This window comes from Streptomyces syringium, from assembly GCF_017876625.1.
Classification (GTDB): Bacteria; Actinomycetota; Actinomycetes; order Streptomycetales; family Streptomycetaceae; genus Streptomyces; species Streptomyces syringius.
This window is the reverse complement of sequence record NZ_JAGIOH010000001.1, coordinates 5,271,544-5,285,876: the sequence shown is the minus strand read 5'-3', so window position 1 is coordinate 5,285,876 and position 14,333 is coordinate 5,271,544. Positions and strand designations below refer to the sequence as shown.

Annotated in this window: 20 protein-coding genes; 14 read left to right on the top strand and 6 right to left on the bottom strand. The window is 69.0% G+C overall.

Annotation, left to right across the window (positions count from 1 at the left end):
* Positions 1-13 precede the first annotated feature (13 nt).
* Positions 14-310 carry an MTH1187 family thiamine-binding protein gene (locus tag JO379_RS23740; protein ID WP_130879980.1) on the bottom strand — a complete coding sequence of 99 codons (297 nt, stop codon included), beginning with the start codon at positions 308-310 and terminating at the stop codon, positions 14-16.
* A complete protein-coding gene (locus JO379_RS23735; RefSeq protein ID WP_130879979.1) occupies positions 307-651 on the bottom strand; it encodes a DUF3817 domain-containing protein in 345 nt (114 codons plus the stop codon). Before JO379_RS23735 ends, JO379_RS23740 begins: the two co-directional genes overlap by 4 nt.
* 197 nt (positions 652-848) lie before the next feature.
* Here JO379_RS23735 and JO379_RS23730 point away from each other — a divergent pair, with 197 nt between their 5' ends.
* The 7 genes from JO379_RS23730 to JO379_RS23700 all read left to right on the top strand — a co-directional run bounded on the left by JO379_RS23730 (position 849) and on the right by JO379_RS23700 (position 5,742).
* Positions 849-1,532, top strand: a complete 684-nt coding sequence (locus tag JO379_RS23730; RefSeq protein ID WP_209516889.1) for an AIM24 family protein — start codon at positions 849-851, stop codon at positions 1,530-1,532.
* Positions 1,532-2,182, top strand: coding sequence for an AIM24 family protein (locus JO379_RS23725; protein ID WP_130879977.1), 651 nt, complete (start codon positions 1,532-1,534; stop codon positions 2,180-2,182). Before JO379_RS23730 ends, JO379_RS23725 begins: the two co-directional genes overlap by 1 nt.
* The gene (locus tag JO379_RS23720; protein WP_209516886.1) at positions 2,179-2,943 is read left to right on the top strand and encodes an AIM24 family protein; all 765 of its coding nucleotides are present in this window, start codon (positions 2,179-2,181) and stop codon (positions 2,941-2,943) included. Before JO379_RS23725 ends, JO379_RS23720 begins: the two co-directional genes overlap by 4 nt.
* Before the next feature lie 104 nt (positions 2,944-3,047).
* Positions 3,048-3,524: a MarR family winged helix-turn-helix transcriptional regulator gene (locus tag JO379_RS23715; protein WP_130879975.1), complete on the top strand. Its 477-nt coding sequence runs from the start codon at positions 3,048-3,050 to the stop codon at positions 3,522-3,524.
* A 166-nt stretch (positions 3,525-3,690) separates the two neighbouring features.
* On the top strand, positions 3,691-4,479 hold the full coding sequence (locus tag JO379_RS23710; protein WP_209518835.1) for a helix-turn-helix domain-containing protein: 789 nt from the start codon (positions 3,691-3,693) through the stop codon (positions 4,477-4,479).
* Positions 4,476-4,661, top strand: a complete 186-nt coding sequence (locus JO379_RS23705) for a DUF397 domain-containing protein (RefSeq protein WP_209516883.1) — start codon at positions 4,476-4,478, stop codon at positions 4,659-4,661. The genes JO379_RS23710 and JO379_RS23705 overlap by 4 nt, the downstream gene beginning before the upstream one ends.
* Positions 4,662-4,890: 229 nt before the next feature.
* Complete coding sequence (locus JO379_RS23700; protein ID WP_209516880.1) at positions 4,891-5,742, top strand: hypothetical protein; 852 nt, start codon at positions 4,891-4,893, stop codon at positions 5,740-5,742.
* Positions 5,743-5,769: 27 nt separating this feature from the next.
* Here JO379_RS23700 and JO379_RS23695 read toward each other — a convergent pair whose 3' ends face one another.
* Entirely contained in the window at positions 5,770-5,970 is a 201-nt protein-coding gene (locus tag JO379_RS23695; RefSeq protein ID WP_209516878.1) for an SCO3870 family protein, read from the bottom strand.
* A gap of 187 nt (positions 5,971-6,157) precedes the next feature.
* Between JO379_RS23695 and JO379_RS23690 the strand changes: the two genes are divergently transcribed.
* Together JO379_RS23690 and JO379_RS23685 are read left to right on the top strand one after the other, a co-directional pair.
* The gene (locus JO379_RS23690) at positions 6,158-6,631 is read left to right on the top strand and encodes a carboxymuconolactone decarboxylase family protein (protein ID WP_130879972.1); all 474 of its coding nucleotides are present in this window, start codon (positions 6,158-6,160) and stop codon (positions 6,629-6,631) included.
* A 124-nt stretch (positions 6,632-6,755) separates the two neighbouring features.
* Positions 6,756-7,682: an RNA polymerase sigma-70 factor gene (locus JO379_RS23685; RefSeq protein ID WP_209516875.1), complete on the top strand. Its 927-nt coding sequence runs from the start codon at positions 6,756-6,758 to the stop codon at positions 7,680-7,682.
* 6 nt (positions 7,683-7,688) lie between these two features.
* On the opposite strand, the gene JO379_RS23680 is transcribed toward JO379_RS23685, so the two are convergent.
* Positions 7,689-8,222 carry a putative immunity protein gene (locus tag JO379_RS23680; protein ID WP_130879970.1) on the bottom strand — a complete coding sequence of 178 codons (534 nt, stop codon included), beginning with the start codon at positions 8,220-8,222 and terminating at the stop codon, positions 7,689-7,691.
* 138 nt (positions 8,223-8,360) lie between these two features.
* Between JO379_RS23680 and JO379_RS23675 the strand changes: the two genes are divergently transcribed.
* From JO379_RS23675 to JO379_RS23660, 4 genes are all read left to right on the top strand, one after another.
* Positions 8,361-8,912 (top strand): RICIN domain-containing protein, encoded by a 552-nt coding sequence (locus JO379_RS23675; protein WP_209516871.1) that lies wholly within the window; start codon positions 8,361-8,363, stop codon positions 8,910-8,912.
* Positions 8,913-9,042: 130 nt separating this feature from the next.
* The gene (locus tag JO379_RS33425; protein ID WP_245381535.1) at positions 9,043-10,050 is read left to right on the top strand and encodes a hypothetical protein; all 1,008 of its coding nucleotides are present in this window, start codon (positions 9,043-9,045) and stop codon (positions 10,048-10,050) included.
* Positions 10,051-10,213: 163 nt separating this feature from the next.
* Entirely contained in the window at positions 10,214-10,621 is a 408-nt protein-coding gene (locus tag JO379_RS23665; RefSeq protein ID WP_245381534.1) for a hypothetical protein, read from the top strand.
* 86 nt (positions 10,622-10,707) lie between these two features.
* On the top strand, positions 10,708-11,430 hold the full coding sequence (locus JO379_RS23660) for a DUF6766 family protein (RefSeq protein ID WP_209516869.1): 723 nt from the start codon (positions 10,708-10,710) through the stop codon (positions 11,428-11,430).
* Positions 11,431-11,436: 6 nt separating this feature from the next.
* Here JO379_RS23660 and meaB read toward each other — a convergent pair whose 3' ends face one another.
* Together meaB and JO379_RS23650 are read right to left on the bottom strand one after the other, a co-directional pair.
* Positions 11,437-12,405, bottom strand: a complete 969-nt coding sequence (meaB, locus tag JO379_RS23655) for a methylmalonyl Co-A mutase-associated GTPase MeaB (protein WP_130879966.1) — start codon at positions 12,403-12,405, stop codon at positions 11,437-11,439.
* Positions 12,406-12,471: 66 nt separating this feature from the next.
* On the bottom strand, positions 12,472-13,647 hold the full coding sequence (locus tag JO379_RS23650; RefSeq protein ID WP_372449148.1) for an acetyl-CoA C-acetyltransferase: 1,176 nt from the start codon (positions 13,645-13,647) through the stop codon (positions 12,472-12,474).
* Positions 13,648-13,820: 173 nt separating this feature from the next.
* Here JO379_RS23650 and mce point away from each other — a divergent pair, with 173 nt between their 5' ends.
* Positions 13,821-14,261, top strand: coding sequence for a methylmalonyl-CoA epimerase (gene mce / locus JO379_RS23645; protein WP_130879964.1), 441 nt, complete (start codon positions 13,821-13,823; stop codon positions 14,259-14,261).
* The last annotated feature ends 72 nt before the right edge of the window (positions 14,262-14,333 follow it).

Genomic DNA, 14,333 nt, shown 5'->3' with positions numbered 1-14,333 from the left:
TGTCGTGCCGGGGTCACCCCTCGGAGAGGTACCGCTCCACCGTGTCGACCTTCGACGTCAGTCCGTTCGTCACGCCCGGCCGGATGTCCGCCTTCAATACGAGCGACACCCGCCCGCACCGCGCCTCGACGGCGGCCACCGCGCGCTTGACGACGTCCATGACCTCGTCCCACTCGCCCTCGATGGACGTGAACATCGCGTCCGTGCGGTTCGGCAGTCCGGACTCGCGCACCACGCGCACCGCGTCGGCCACGTACTCGCCGACGTCCTCACCCACGCCCAGCGGCGAGACGGAGAAGGCGACGATCATGCGTTGACCACGCCTTCCTTGCGGGCGCGGGCGGCGATGACGCTCGCCTCGGCCTCACGGCGCAGCATGCGGTCGGCGAAGAAGCCACCGGTCGGCAGGACGGAGAGGACGAAGTAGAGGGCGGCGGTCTTCAGGCCCCACTTGGTCTTGTTCCAGGCGTCCAGCCAGAAGAGTACGTAGATCACGAACAGCACGCCGTGCACGGCGCCCATCACGGGCACCGCGTTGAAGTCCGTGGTCCGCTTGAGCACCGAGCAGAGCAGCAGCAGGAGGAAGGAGACAGCCTCCGGGGCGGAGACCAGGCGGAGTCGGCGCAGGGCGGATGCGGTCGTCATGTCCACGGGGGCACGCACCTTCTGTAAGCGAGTGGCGGATCAGCTACGGCTTGTGACGGCATTCACAAACCACCCCATTGTTGCAGCTCGCGAGTTGATCAAGCCCGCCGGGTCCGCCGGAGGCGCCCTCGCGACTCCCGACGATCTTCCTCCGGGCCTTCTCCGGGACTTCTCCGGGACTTCTTCGGACCGGTTCCGGGACCATGGGGCCTGTTGGAGGGGTATGTCCTGCCGCTAGCGTCTGGTCCGTGGCTCAGTTTCGGCTCCAAGGGAGCAAAGTCCTCGCCGTCGACATGGCGGGTGACGCGGTCAAGGCCAAGAACGGCGCCATGGTCGCGTACGAGGGCGAGATGACGTTCAAGAAGATGACCGGCGGCGGTGACGGCCTGCGCGGCATGGTCACCCGTCGGCTCACCGGCGAACAGATGGAAGTCATGGAGGTGAAGGGACACGGCACCTGCTACTTCGCCGACCGCGCGAGCGAGATCAGTCTCGTCACGCTGCACGGCGACACGTTGTACGTCGAGTCGAGCAATCTGCTCTGCACGGACAGCGGCCTCCGCACGGGCACCTCGTTCACCGGTCTGCGCGGCGCCTCGCAGGGCACCGGACTGTTCACGACCACCGTCGAGGGCTCCGGCCAGGCGGCGATCATGTCGGCCGGCACGGCCGTCGTCCTGCGGGTGACGCCGAACATGCCGCTCCAGGTCGACCCCGGCGCGTACATCGCCCACACCGGCAAGCTCAAGCAGCACTTCCAGTCCGGGGTGAACTTCCGGACGTTCATGGGCGAGGGCTCCGGCGAGGCCTTCCAGATCCGCTTCGAGGGCGAGGGGCTCGTCTACGTGCAACCCAGCGAGCGCAACACCATCGGGGGTGACGTCTGATGCCCTTCCGGCTTCTGAACTCGCGCATGGTCGAAGCCAGCGTCCTGCCGGGCCAGCGGCTCTTCAGCCAGCGCGGCGCGATGCTCGCCTACCAGGGCGATGTCTCCTTCACCCCCAGCATCACCGGCGGCCAGGGCGGCGTCATGGGGATGATCGGCCGCCGGATCGCCAACGAGGCCACCCCGCTGATGACCGTCGAAGGCAGCGGCACGGTCATGTTCGGCCACGGCGGCCACCACGTCTCGGTGATCGAGCTGTCCGGCGACACCCTCTACGTCGAGGCCGACCGGCTGCTCGCCTTCGACGGCACGCTCCAGCAAGGCACGATGTTCATGGGGTCCCAGGGAGGTGTGATGGGCATGGTGCGCGGCCAGGTCACCGGCCAGGGGCTCTTCACCACCACCCTCAAGGGCCATGGCGCGGTGGCGGTGATGGCCCACGGCGGCTTCATCGAGCTGCCCATCTCCCCGCAGCGCCCCATTCACGTCGACCCGCAGGCCTACGTCGCCCACCGCGGCGACGTCCGCAACAAGCTCTCGACCGCCCTCGGCTGGCGCGAGATGGTCGGCCGCGGCTCGGGCGAGGGCTTCCAGCTGGAGCTGTCCGGCAGCGGCACGGTGTACGTACAGGCGTCGGAGGAAAAGCTGTGAACGGCCCGGTCATCCATGACGCGACCACGCTCCCGGTCGACGACAACGTCAATCCGTACGCGTTCTCCGTCGACCTCAACGGCCAGTGGTTCCTGCAGAAGGGGAAGATGATCGCCTATTACGGGCGCATCGACTTCCACGGCATCGGCCACGGCCCCCTCGACCGTCTCATCCGCAGCAGCTTCCACTCCCCGCTGCACGCCTCGGACTGGGTCGTCGCCGAGGGCCAGGGCAAGATGCTCCTCGCGGACCGCAGCTTCGACGTCAATTCCTTCGACCTCGAAGACGGCAATCTCACCGTTCGCTCGGGCAATCTCCTCGCCTTCCAGCCCTCGCTCTCACTGAAGCAGTCGATCATCCCCGGCTTTCTGACGCTGATCGGCACGGGCAAGTTCGTGGCCGCCTCCAACGGCCCGGTCCACTTCGTCGAGCCCCCGATCCGCGTGGACCCCCAGGCCCTCGTCGGCTGGGCCGACTGCCCTTCCCCTTGCCACCACTACGATCACCAGTACCTGAAGGGCGTCCTCGGCGGGATCCGCTCCCTGACGGGCCTCGGCGGCACCTCGGGCGAGGAGCATCAATTCGAATTCGTCGGTGCCGGTACGGTGCTCCTGCAGTCCACCGAGCAGCTGATGGACGAGCAGAACACGGGCGTCACGCCACAGCAGGCCGGCGTTCCGAACGCAACACCGGCAAACCAGCCAATGACACCCCGGATGCCCGGCCAGCTCGGCGACCTCCAGCGTCGCTTCGGGCTGTGAGCGGTACCCTGCGGAGTGTGACGCCGAACGCGTGACTTCTCAGTCCCGATCGCTCCACAAAGACCATTGGTTCATCTTTCAACTTTCTTAGGTAGAATCCATCTATGGACACCGAGAACGGCACCCGTTGGCTCAGCGACGAGGAACAGCGCGCCTGGCGTGCCCACCTGGAGGTCAGCCGACTGCTGATGCACCAGCTCGAACGGGACCTCCAGCCGTTCGGACTCACCAATAACGACTACGAGATCCTGGTCAACCTCTCGGAGTCCGAGGACCACCGGATGCGGATGAGCGACCTCGCCACCGCGACCCTCCAGTCCAAGAGCCGTCTCTCGCACCAGATCACTCGCATGGAGACGGCGGGCCTCGTCCGCCGCGAGAACTGCGAGTCGGACCGGCGCGGCCTCTTCGCCGTCCTCACCGACCAGGGCTGGGAGACCATGCGCGAGGTCGCCCCGCACCATGTCGCCTCGGTGCGCGAGCACTTCATCGACCTGCTGTCCCCCGAGGACCTCAAGGCACTCCACGCCGCACTCGCCCCGATCGCGAAGCGGTTGCGCACGACGCGCGGTCGCGTCTGAGCGTCCCCTCGCGGGGCACCTTCTCACTCCGTCGCTCCCGTCACTCGGGAGCGGGGAGTTTCCCCGAACCCGGCTCATATACCCCTTGCCCGGCCATAGCGTCGCCAGTAACGACATGGGTACGGGAAAGGCGGATGCCGTGACCGGAGAGACCTCCCAGCCGCCGATGGCATGGCGGTATTGCGGGAACCAGATCAAACTGTGGCGGACCCAAGCGGGCATCTCCCGCGAGGAGTTGGGCAAGGAAGCCGGGTACGAGTACGAGTCGGTCAAGTCGATGGAGCAGGGGCGGCGGAAGCCGCAGCTTCGGCTCCTCGAGGTGGCGGACGAGATGTGCGGGGCGCGGGGGTTGTTGCTCGCGGCTCAGGATTACTTGAAGCCGGATAAATTTCCGGCGCGCATGCAGGAGTTTCTGCAGGCCGAGGCCGAAGCCATCTCCGTGCACTCCTACCAGACACTGCTCATCCCGGGCCTGTTGCAGACCGAGGACTATGCGCGGGCGCTCATTGGCAACCGCTGTCCACCGCTGGACGACGAAACGATCGAGGAGAGGGTCGCGGGTCGGCTGGAGCGGCAGGAAGGCCTGAGGCTGCGACCCACCGCGCTCTTCAGCTTCGTGATCTACGAAGCAGCCCTGCGGACCATGGTGGGCGGCGCTGAGGTGATGAAGCGACAGCTCCACCAGCTGCTGGAATTCGGCGAGTTGCGCAATGTGTCGATCCAGGTCCTGCCCGCCGATGGAGGCGTAAATCCCGGGCTCGGAGGTCCACTAGTGCTACTGGAGACCGCTGAGCACGAGCGCTACGCCTATGTGGAAGGTCAAGAGACCGGGGCACTGCATACAGCCCCCGAGAAGATCAGCCTCCTCTCGCAGCGCCATGGCATGATCCGCATGCAGGCTCTCAGCGTTGAGGAGTCGGCTCGCTTCATAAGCAAAGTGGCGGAGGAGCTATGAGCACCGAGCTGGCGTGGTTCAAATCCAGCTACAGCGACGACGAGGGCGGCGAGTGCGTCGAAGTGTCCGCCCCGCACCCCGACACCATCCACATCCGAGACTCGAAGCTCGGGTCCGGACCGGAGGTCCGCGTATCGGCGGCGACCTGGACGGAGTTCATATCGCACGTAGCCGGGGCTTGAGCGTCGGGCTTCGGGGGTCGGGATCCGAGCTCCTTACCAACGGAATGGTGGGGAAGAGATAACCCACCCACCCTCCCACCTCCCGCGTGCACTCGTACAGATGACTTTTTCGCGACGAGGTCACGGCGACGCGCAGCGCCCGGTAGCGTGCGGAGCAACAAACAACCCCCGGCCGGTGGTGGAACACCGAACGGGGGTCTGACCAACAAGATCGAGAGAAGCGATCTCAGTGGCTGTTGCCAACCCTACCGCCGCCCCGCCCATGGCCGCACCGGGCTACGGAAAACGCTCCGCGCCCGGAGAAGCACCGCGCCGCCGGGACGACTTCACGCACTTACCGGCCCGTGAGGCGTCCATCGCGACACACATCGACCGTCTCCCGGACGGCGCGGCGATCGACACAAAGACGCTCGCCAAGGAGCTACCGCCCTACGGCCAGCAAGCGATCCGCACCGCACTCAACGCCCTTTCCGTTGCTGGCCACTTGCGCCGCGTACGGGAGCCCGTCGGGGACGGACGTACGCAGTGGGTGTTCCGTACGTACTTCTCACGGACCGCCCGCAGTGATGCCTGGTGGAGCCGCTTCTTGGCGGGAGACGTACCGGAGGCAGAACCGCAGGCGCCTGCGCCGCAGGCTCAGCAGCCGAAGCGGACGGACGCCTACGAGGCGCTGGCCGCACTCGGGAGGACCGACGCCCGCCTGACGCTCTCGGCGGCGGAATGCAAGGCGCTGGAACCCCTGGCAGCCGAATGGCTGGCACGCGGGGTGCGGCCGGCGGACTTCGCGACGACCCTCACCGCCGGGCTTCCGGACGTCATCCACTCCCCCGGAGCGTTCACCCGAAAGCGGCTGGTCGACAAACTCCCACCCGAGCCACCCCGAACGCCATCAGCTGAGCCGACCCCACCCAGCCGCATCATGGAATGCACGGACTGTGGGATCGCGGGCCGCCCAGAAGCCCTCCCTGGCGGCCTCTGCCGAATCTGCCGAGGCCAAGTGCCCAACGACCCCGCCCCGGCGGCCGACTGGATCCACTCCCAGGTCGACCGCCTACGCGCCGCCGCCCGCCAAGCCCGCTGACGACACCGACGAGCGCGCGGGGCCTCCTCAGTCCAAGCGCGCCCGACGGTCACGGGCCCACGTCACCACGACCAGGCTTGCAGTGATGTACATGAGAACGGCGGCGGTGGACACGGACTCGACGTACTGCTCGTACCCGACTGTGCGCAACTCGATCGCCAGGCAAGCCAGCACGGTACCGAGCGCCGCGATCGCGCCGGTCAAGGCGCCGAAGGGGGGCTTCGCCATTCCATTTCCTCCAAACAACAAGACAACCCGGCCCTCGCCGGGATCACCGACGCCCCGTCAACTACCCCCACCTGCCCGGACCATCGCAACTCAGCGGGAGACCCAGGTCACATTCACCCGTGTCACAAGGCGTCGGGCTGTCCCGTCTCAAGGGGTGTAGCCACTGACGACCACGGAGGAGCACACCATGGACGCACGACTGGACTTCCTTGCCGACCCGACCACCGGCAAGGCCCTCAAGCAATTCATGGCACTGGGCAAGTCGTTCAGGGAGTCGTCGCTGCCGGCCGCGACGCAGGAGCTGGTGTCGCTGCGCGTGAGCCAGATCAACGGCTGCGCCGTCTGCATCGACATGCACACCAAGGAGGCAGCCGCCGCCGGTGAGACCTCGGTGCGACTGAACCTGGTGGCGGCCTGGCGGGAGGCCACGGTCTTCACGGACGCCGAGCGGGCCGCGCTGGAGCTGGCGGAGGAGGGGACCAGGGTCGCGGACGCGGCCGGTGGGGTCAGCGACGCGGTGTGGGCGAACGCCGCCAAGCACTTCGACCAGGAGCAGCTCTCCTGCCTGACCCTCCTGATCTCCGCCATGAACATGGCCAACCGGCTGAACATCATCACCCAGCAGCCGGCCGGTGACTACAAGGCCGGGCAGTTCCACTGAGCGGCGTCAGCCCCCCGGCCGACGGGCGTTAGTGTGGCCTGCCGGTGGTCCGGATGATCACCGGCAGCCACCTGCGCCGACGAGTACGGCCAGGTGGGAGGGGATCAGGGGGAGGAGAGTCGGCGTGAGCAAGGTCGAGGAGTTCGAGGAGCTGCGGCCGCTGCTGTTTTCGATCGCCTATCGGATTCTGGGCAGTGTGGGTGAGGCCGAGGACGCGGTGCAGGAGACATGGCTGCGCTTCGACGGCTCGACGACCCGGCCCACGTCGACCAAGGCCTTCCTGTCGGCCACGGTGACGCGGATATCGATCGATGTGCTGCGCTCCGCGCGGGTGCGGAGGGAGCAGTACGTGGGCCCGTGGTTTCCCGAGCCGTTGCTGAACGATCCGTATCAGGATCCGGCGCGGGCGGCGGAGCTGGCCGACTCGGTGTCGATGGCGGCACTGGTGCTGCTGGAACGGCTCAGCCCGCTGGAGCGGGCCGTGTTCGTGCTGCGGGAAGTGTTCGGCTTCGGGTTCGACGAGATCGCCACGGCGGTGGAGCGTTCGGAGGCGGCCTGCCGACAGCTGCTGGTGCGGGCACGGCGGCACATGCAGGCCGGACGGCCACGCTTCGAGGCGGACCGTCAGGAGCGCCAGGAGCTGGCGACGCGGTTCTTCGACGCCCTCCGCGAAGGCGACGTCACCGGCTTGCAGGAACTGCTGGCAGCCGACGTATCGCTGGTCGGCGACGGCGGCGGCAAGTCCCCGGCGCTGGCCAGGGCCATCGTGGGCGCGGAGAAGGCGGCCAGGTTGCTCGCCTCCATCTTCCCCTGGCTGATCCGGGTCGACGTGACGTTCGAGCCGCGCGACGTCAACGGCCAGCCGGGCGCGATCTTCCGCGACCGGGACGGCAAGGTGCTGTACGCCATGGCCCTCGATGTGCTCGACGGGCAGATCCAGACGATCCGCTCGGTGAGCAACCCCGACAAGCTCGGCCACCTCGGCCCGGTAGCCGACGCCTGGGCCACCGACCGCGAGCTCAAGGAAGCCCGTCGGATTTCCCGTACTTGACCCGCCTCACGCGCGAAGAGCGGCGTCGAGATCGCGAATGAACTCTCCCACGCGCCCGCCCCCGGGAGGTGCGGCGGGCAGACGGCCGAGCACCGCCGTGACCGCTGTTGGTGCGTGATGCCGGGCCCATTCAAGGGTCCCTGCGGTGACGAGCCGGTCTTCTCCGGACGCCAATTCTTCGGCTCGTGCCGCATGCGCTGCCGCACCGAGAATGTGTTTCACCTGATGCGCGCTTGCCTTGGGATGAAGGTACGCAGCGGCAGCCGCATGGCTCGCCGCTCGTGCCGCGTCGACCGCAGCGGGTGAAGCGGCTTCTCGCGCCGCTCGGTACGCCGCCCACGCGCTCTGCCGCAGGGCGCCCGTGCGCCGGCCGCCGTCGGCGAAGTCGGTTGCCGCATCGATGGCGTCCCGAGGGCGCGTGTCAGCGGGCAGATTCTGCTCGAAGACCGGCAGCACCCTGCGCGCACAGTCAGCCGCGTAGCCCGCGATTTCACGCAGCTCGTGTTCGCTCAGCTCGATTTCGTCCGACTCGGTTGGCACGGCTCAATCTTGCCTCACGTATCTCCGCCGGCCCGTTGATCCACTGGCCCGTTTGTTGGCCGCTTATCGCCACGACAGCCCGCTCCGGGCGGGCCAGGCTGCCTACCGACAGTCTTCCGTTGGAGGGGGATCGGGACGATGGAGCCGACGCGTACGCGAAAAACGTTCTCAGGGCTGGCGGCTGCCGCCGCTGTGTGCGGTCTGGGCCTGGCCGGCGGGTCACCGGCTGCCGCCGCTGTTCCTCCGTCCCCGCAGATCATTTACGAGCAGGTGGTCAACCTCCACAGCGGCAAGTGCCTGGAGGTGGCGGGCGGCAGTCAGGCCAACGGCGCCAGGGTGCAGCAGTACTCCTGTAACGGCACGGTCGCCCAGCAGTGGAACAAGCGCCCCACCAGCGACGGGTACTTCCAGCTCGTCGTCGCCAGCAGTGGCAAGTGCCTGGAGATCGCGAACGCGAGCCAGGCCAACAACTACAGGGCTCAGCAGAATCCCTGCGGCAGTGGCTATCACCAGCAGTTCGCGCAGCTGCCGAGCGGAGTGCCCGGCTACCCGTTCATCGTGGCCCGGCACAGCGGCAAAGGCCTGACCATCCTTTCGGAGAGCCTGCTGAACGGCGCCCAGATCGTCCAATACGACACCGGCGACGACGGCCCCGACACGCTCCATGCGGGCGACTGGCAGTTCCGTTAAGTGGGGTAGGGAGTCAGAAGCGCCCTGGCCGGGTCGACGCCCCGGACGGCTCGCGGATCACCCGCCCGACGGATGCGGATCATCCAGCCGAGGGACGTGCGCAGACCACCGCTGATGCGACGTTCGACGCATGACCGATGTCGTACGAATGACGAGCATGTCCTGGCGCGAGCGACGGCAGGCGTGGCCGCGCTGGGTGGGGTACGCGACGCTCGGCTGGGCCGTGGTCTACGGCGGGTTCGGGCTGGGGGCCGTGCTGAGTGGCACACCTGTCTTCTACCGGGGCGACGACCCCGGACCCGTCGAACTGGGCTGGCTGCTCGTGGGGTTGGGCGCTCTGGCCACGCTCGCCGCCACGCTGACCCGGGCGCGGGCGTTGCTCTGGGCGGCCTGCGCGCTGTCCGCCGTCTGCGCGTTCGGGCTGCTCATGGACGTGATCACACTGATGGTCAATCAGGAAGTCGACAGCGGCGCCGGTTTCGCCAAGAACGCGCTCGGCGGGATCGGTGCCGTCCTGCTCGCCGCCACCGCCACCGCCACCGCCACCGCCCGCGCCGGCGACGCGCGCCCCGCGACCGGCACCCGCCCACAGCCATCCCCCGCGTCCCGCGACGTCCACCTCGCCGCCTACGCCGGGACGGCCGCCTTCGTTCCGTACGCGGCGATGAAGGTGACCTGGGTGGTCGGCGGAACCTTCGCGGGGGTGAGCGGCGAGGAGATGCTCGCGAAGGCCGAGGAGAACGGCGCTTCCGGGCTGTGGCTCACCCTGGCGTCCTGGGGCCTCGACGCCACCGCACTGCTGGCCGCGCTCGGTGTGTTCCTGCTGTTCGGGCTGATCCGGCCCTGGGGCCAGGTCTTCCCCCGCTGGACCCTCGTCCTCGGCGGCCGCCGGGTGCCGCGCTGGCTGCCGCTCACCCCGGCCCTCATCGGCGCCGCCACGCTGCTGCCCCACGGCGTGCTCGGGACCGGCTACTGCGCCCTGGCCACCGTCGGAGCGGTGCGCGTGCGGTCCGGTGACTTCCCTTCCTCCGCCGACGCGCTGCTCGTCAGCTGGATCGGCCTCGTCGCCTTCGCCGTCTACGGCATCGCGCTGACCGTGGCCGCCCGCTCGTACTGGCTCCGCACCCGGCCCAGCTGACCCATCCACCGCCCGCTCGACGAGGCTCGGCGAGGCGATTGGGCCGAACGGCGCACCCCAAGGCGTGGAAAACGGGCCGCCCGGGTACCGATGCCGCACTGATCGACAGGGTCGGCCGTCGGACCAGCGGCTTCGCGGCCCGGCCGGGTGAGCGAGGTGGCCTGTGACCGGCCGATGGTTCGGGGTGGTGATCGCGGTGGCGGCCGTGTCCGCGGCGAGCGGATGCGGAACGGTCTCCGAACGGCGCGACGGGGCCACCGCGGCCAGCGCCCTCTTCGAGAAGGCCCTCGGGTCCCGGCAGTACGCGAAGGTGTGTGCCGTACTGGCCCCCGCCACCCGCGAGGAGCTCGCCCAGTCGGCACGCGCGACGTGCGAGGAAGCCGTCGGTCAGGAAGACGTGCCGGCCGGTGGCCCGGTGCGGCACGTGGACGTCTACGGCAACCAGGCCCGAGCCGTTCTCACGGCGGACACCCTGTTCCTGTCGCGGTTCCCCGGCGGCTGGAAAGTCACCGCGGCGGGCTGCGAGGAGCGCCCGGACAAGCCGTACCAGTGCGAGATCAAGGGCGGGTGAGAGCGGGTGAAGGTGATGTTCATCGGAATCCTGCTGCTCCTGGCCGCCGGCCTGGCGTACTTCATGACGCTGGGGCTGATGTACCGATGAAGGAGCCGACGGGCGACGAGGAGCAGCGGCAGCACACCCCGCCGCAGCGGAGCTTCCTGCGCGACAACGGCCTCGGACTCGCCTTCGGCATCGGCTTCTTGCTCACCCTCGTGGGCCAAGCCATCGCCGGGCACGCGGAGTTCAACAGCCAGCTCGTCGACGAGGGCCTGGCCCGGGTCGACTTCGGCGGCTATGTGACGTCCTCGGACTTCGCGGTGGACGTCACCGAGAACTGGCAGTCGGAGTACCTGCAGTTCTTCCTCTACATCTTCGTCACCGTATGGCTGGTGCAGCGCGGTTCGCCGGAGTCCAAGGAACCGCACAAGGCGGGCACCGAGTCGGACAAGGAGCAGATGGTCGGCGAGCACGCCAAGCAGGACTCACCTCGCTGGGCCAAGAAGCGCGGCTGGCGGCAGACCACCTACGCCCGCTCGCTGGGCATGGTCATGGGCACCATCTTCCTGCTGTCCTGGCTGGCCCAGTCCGTCACCGGCGTGGCCGCCCACAACGAGCGGCAGCTCAGGGAATTGCAGGCACCGAACAGCTGGGGCGAGTACCTGGTGCTGCCGGACTTCTGGGACCGCACCCTGCAGAACTGGCAGTCCGAACTGCTCGCCGTCGCCTCCATGGCGGTGCTGTCGATCTATCTGCGCCAGCGCGGCTCACCCGAGTCCAAGCCCGTGGGCGCGGCCCACACCGCCACCGGAGTCGAGGGCTGACGGGTCTCAGCCCTCCGTGATGCCCTCCGCAATGCCCGCCACCAGCTCGTCCGCCGCCGCGTACGGGTCCAGGTCGCCGGCGACGATCCGCTCCGCCAGCGCGTCCAGGCGGCGGTCGCCGTGCAGGTCGCCGATGCGCTCGCGCAGGGCGGTCACCGCGATGGTCTCCACTTCGCGGGCCGCCCGTGCCACGCGCCGCTCCGACAGGACGCCGCGCTCCTCCATCCACGCCCGGTGCTTCTCCAGCGCCTCGACGACCTCGTCGAGACCCTCACCGCGCGCGGCGACGGTCTTGACGATGGGGGGCCGCCAGTCGCCCGGGCCACGGGACTCGCCGAGGCCCAGCATGTGGTTCAGCTCGCGGGCCGTGGCGTCGGCGCCGTCGCGGTCGGCCTTGTTGACGACGTAGACGTCGCCGATCTCCAGGATGCCCGCCTTGGCGGCCTGGATGCCGTCGCCCATGCCCGGGGCCAGCAGCACCACGCTCGTATCGGCCTGGGAGGCGATCTCCACCTCGGACTGCCCCACGCCCACCGTCTCGACGAGGATCACGTCGCAGCCCGCCGCGTCCAGCACCCGGATGGCCTGGGGGGCGGCCCAGGCCAAGCCGCCGAGGTGGCCGCGGGTGGCCATCGAGCGGATGTAGACCCCCGGGTCGGAGGCGTGGTCGGACATCCGCACGCGGTCACCGAGCAGGGCGCCGCCCGAGAACGGGGAGGACGGGTCGACGGCGAGGACGCCGACCCGCTTGCCCGCCCGGCGGTAGGCGGAGACCAGGCCCGAGGTGGAGGTGGACTTGCCGACGCCGGGCGAGCCGGTGAGGCCGACGACGTACGCCCCGCCGGTCAGCGGGGCCAGCGCCGCCATCACCTCGCGCAGCTGCGGGGACGCCCCCTCGACCAGGGAGATCAGCCGGGCCACGGCACGCGGCCGGCCTTCCCGTGCCTGCTCGACCAGCGTGGGGACGTCCGCCATGACTGCTCCGTTCGATCTGAGAAAGCCCGAGCCCGCGCGTCGGAATCCGGGAGGGTCCCGGGAGGGTCAGTTCCCCGGCACCCGGATGATCAGCGCGTCGCCCTGGCCGCCGCCACCGCACAGCGCCGCCGCGCCCACGCCGCCGCCGCGCCGCTTCAGCTCCAGCGCGAGGTGCAGCACGATGCGGGCACCCGACATACCGATGGGGTGGCCGAGCGCGATGGCTCCGCCGTTGACGTTCACCTTTTCCGGGGATACCCCGAGGTCCTTCATTGACTGCACGGCCACCGCGGCGAACGCCTCGTTGATCTCGATGAGATCGAGGTCATCGACGGTGAGGCCCTCCTTGCCCAGCGCGTGGTTGATCGCGTTGGACGGCTGGGACTGGAGGGAATTGTCCGGCCCGGCCACATTTCCGTGGGCGCCGATCTCGGCGATCCACTCCAGGCCGAGCTCCTCGGCCTTGGCCTTGCTCATCACGACCACGGCGGCGGCGCCGTCGGAGATCTGCGAGGACGTACCGGCCGTGATCGTGCCGTCCTTGGCGAAAGCGGGCCGCAGCTTGGCCAGCGACTCGACGGTGGTCTCCGGGCGGATGCCCTCGTCCTTGCTGAAGATGACGGGCTCGCCCTTGCGCTGCGGGATCTCCACGGGGGTGATCTCCGCCTCGAAGAGGCCGTTCTTCTGGGCGGCGGCGGCGCGCTGGTGGGAGCCGGCCGCGATCTCGTCCTGCGCGGCGCGGGCGATACCGAGACGGGTGTTGTGCTTCTCGGTCGACTCGCCCATGGCGATGTTCTCGAACGCGTCCGTCAACCCGTCGTGCGCCATCGCGTCGAGCATCTCGATCGCGCCGTACTTGTAGCCCTCACGGGACTTGGGCAGCAGGTGCGGGGCGTTGGTCATCGACTCCTGGCCGCCGGCCACCACGATGTCGAACTCGCCCGCGCGGATGAGCTGGTCGGCCAGCGCGATGGCGTCGAGGCCCGAGAGGCAGACCTTGTTGATGGTGAGGGCGGGCACGCTCATCGGGATGCCGCCCTTGACGGCCGCCTGGCGGGCCGGGATCTGCCCGGCGCCGGCCTGCAGCACCTGGCCCATGATCACGTACTGGACCTGGTCGCCGCCGATGCCCGCCCGGTCCAGGGCCGCCTTGATGGCCACCCCGCCCAGGTCGGCACCGGAGAAGGTGCGCAGCGATCCGAGGAGGCGGCCCATGGGCGTCCGGGCGCCCGCGACGATCACGGAGGTCTTGTCGGTGGAACCGTTCGTACCGGTCATGAGGCGCGGCCCCTTCGAGCGGAGGAGGTTAACGAGGGTTTCCGTCAATGTACTGAGCGGTACCCGCCCGGTCACCGGGCAGCGGGTGTGATCGCGCGCACGTTGCGTAACCACGCGTACGGCGGTGCACTGGAGCCATGCTGACGCGAATCGACCACATCGGGATCGCCTGTTTCGACCTCGACAAGACTGTCGAGTTCTACCGTGCCACGTATGGCTTCGAGGTGTTCCACAGCGAGGTCAACGAGGAGCAGGGCGTGCGCGAGGCCATGCTCAAGATCAATGAGACGTCCGACGGCGGGGCGTCCTACCTCCAGCTCCTGGAGCCCACCCGGGAGGACTCCGCGGTCGGCAAGTGGCTTGCGAAGAACGGGGAAGGGGTCCATCACATCGCCTTCGGCACCGCCGACGTGGACGGCGACGCGGCGGCCATCCGGGACAAGGGCGTACGGGTCCTCTACGAGGAGCCGCGGATCGGTTCGATGGGCTCCCGGATCACCTTCCTGCACCCCAAGGACTGTCACGGCGTTCTCACCGAACTGGTCACCTCGGCGACCACCCCCGGGACGGAGCACTGACCACTGCCTCCCCCGGCCGGTAGAGTGCAGGCTCAGCCGGGGTACGGGTGGGGCCCGGCCCAGGCTGTACCG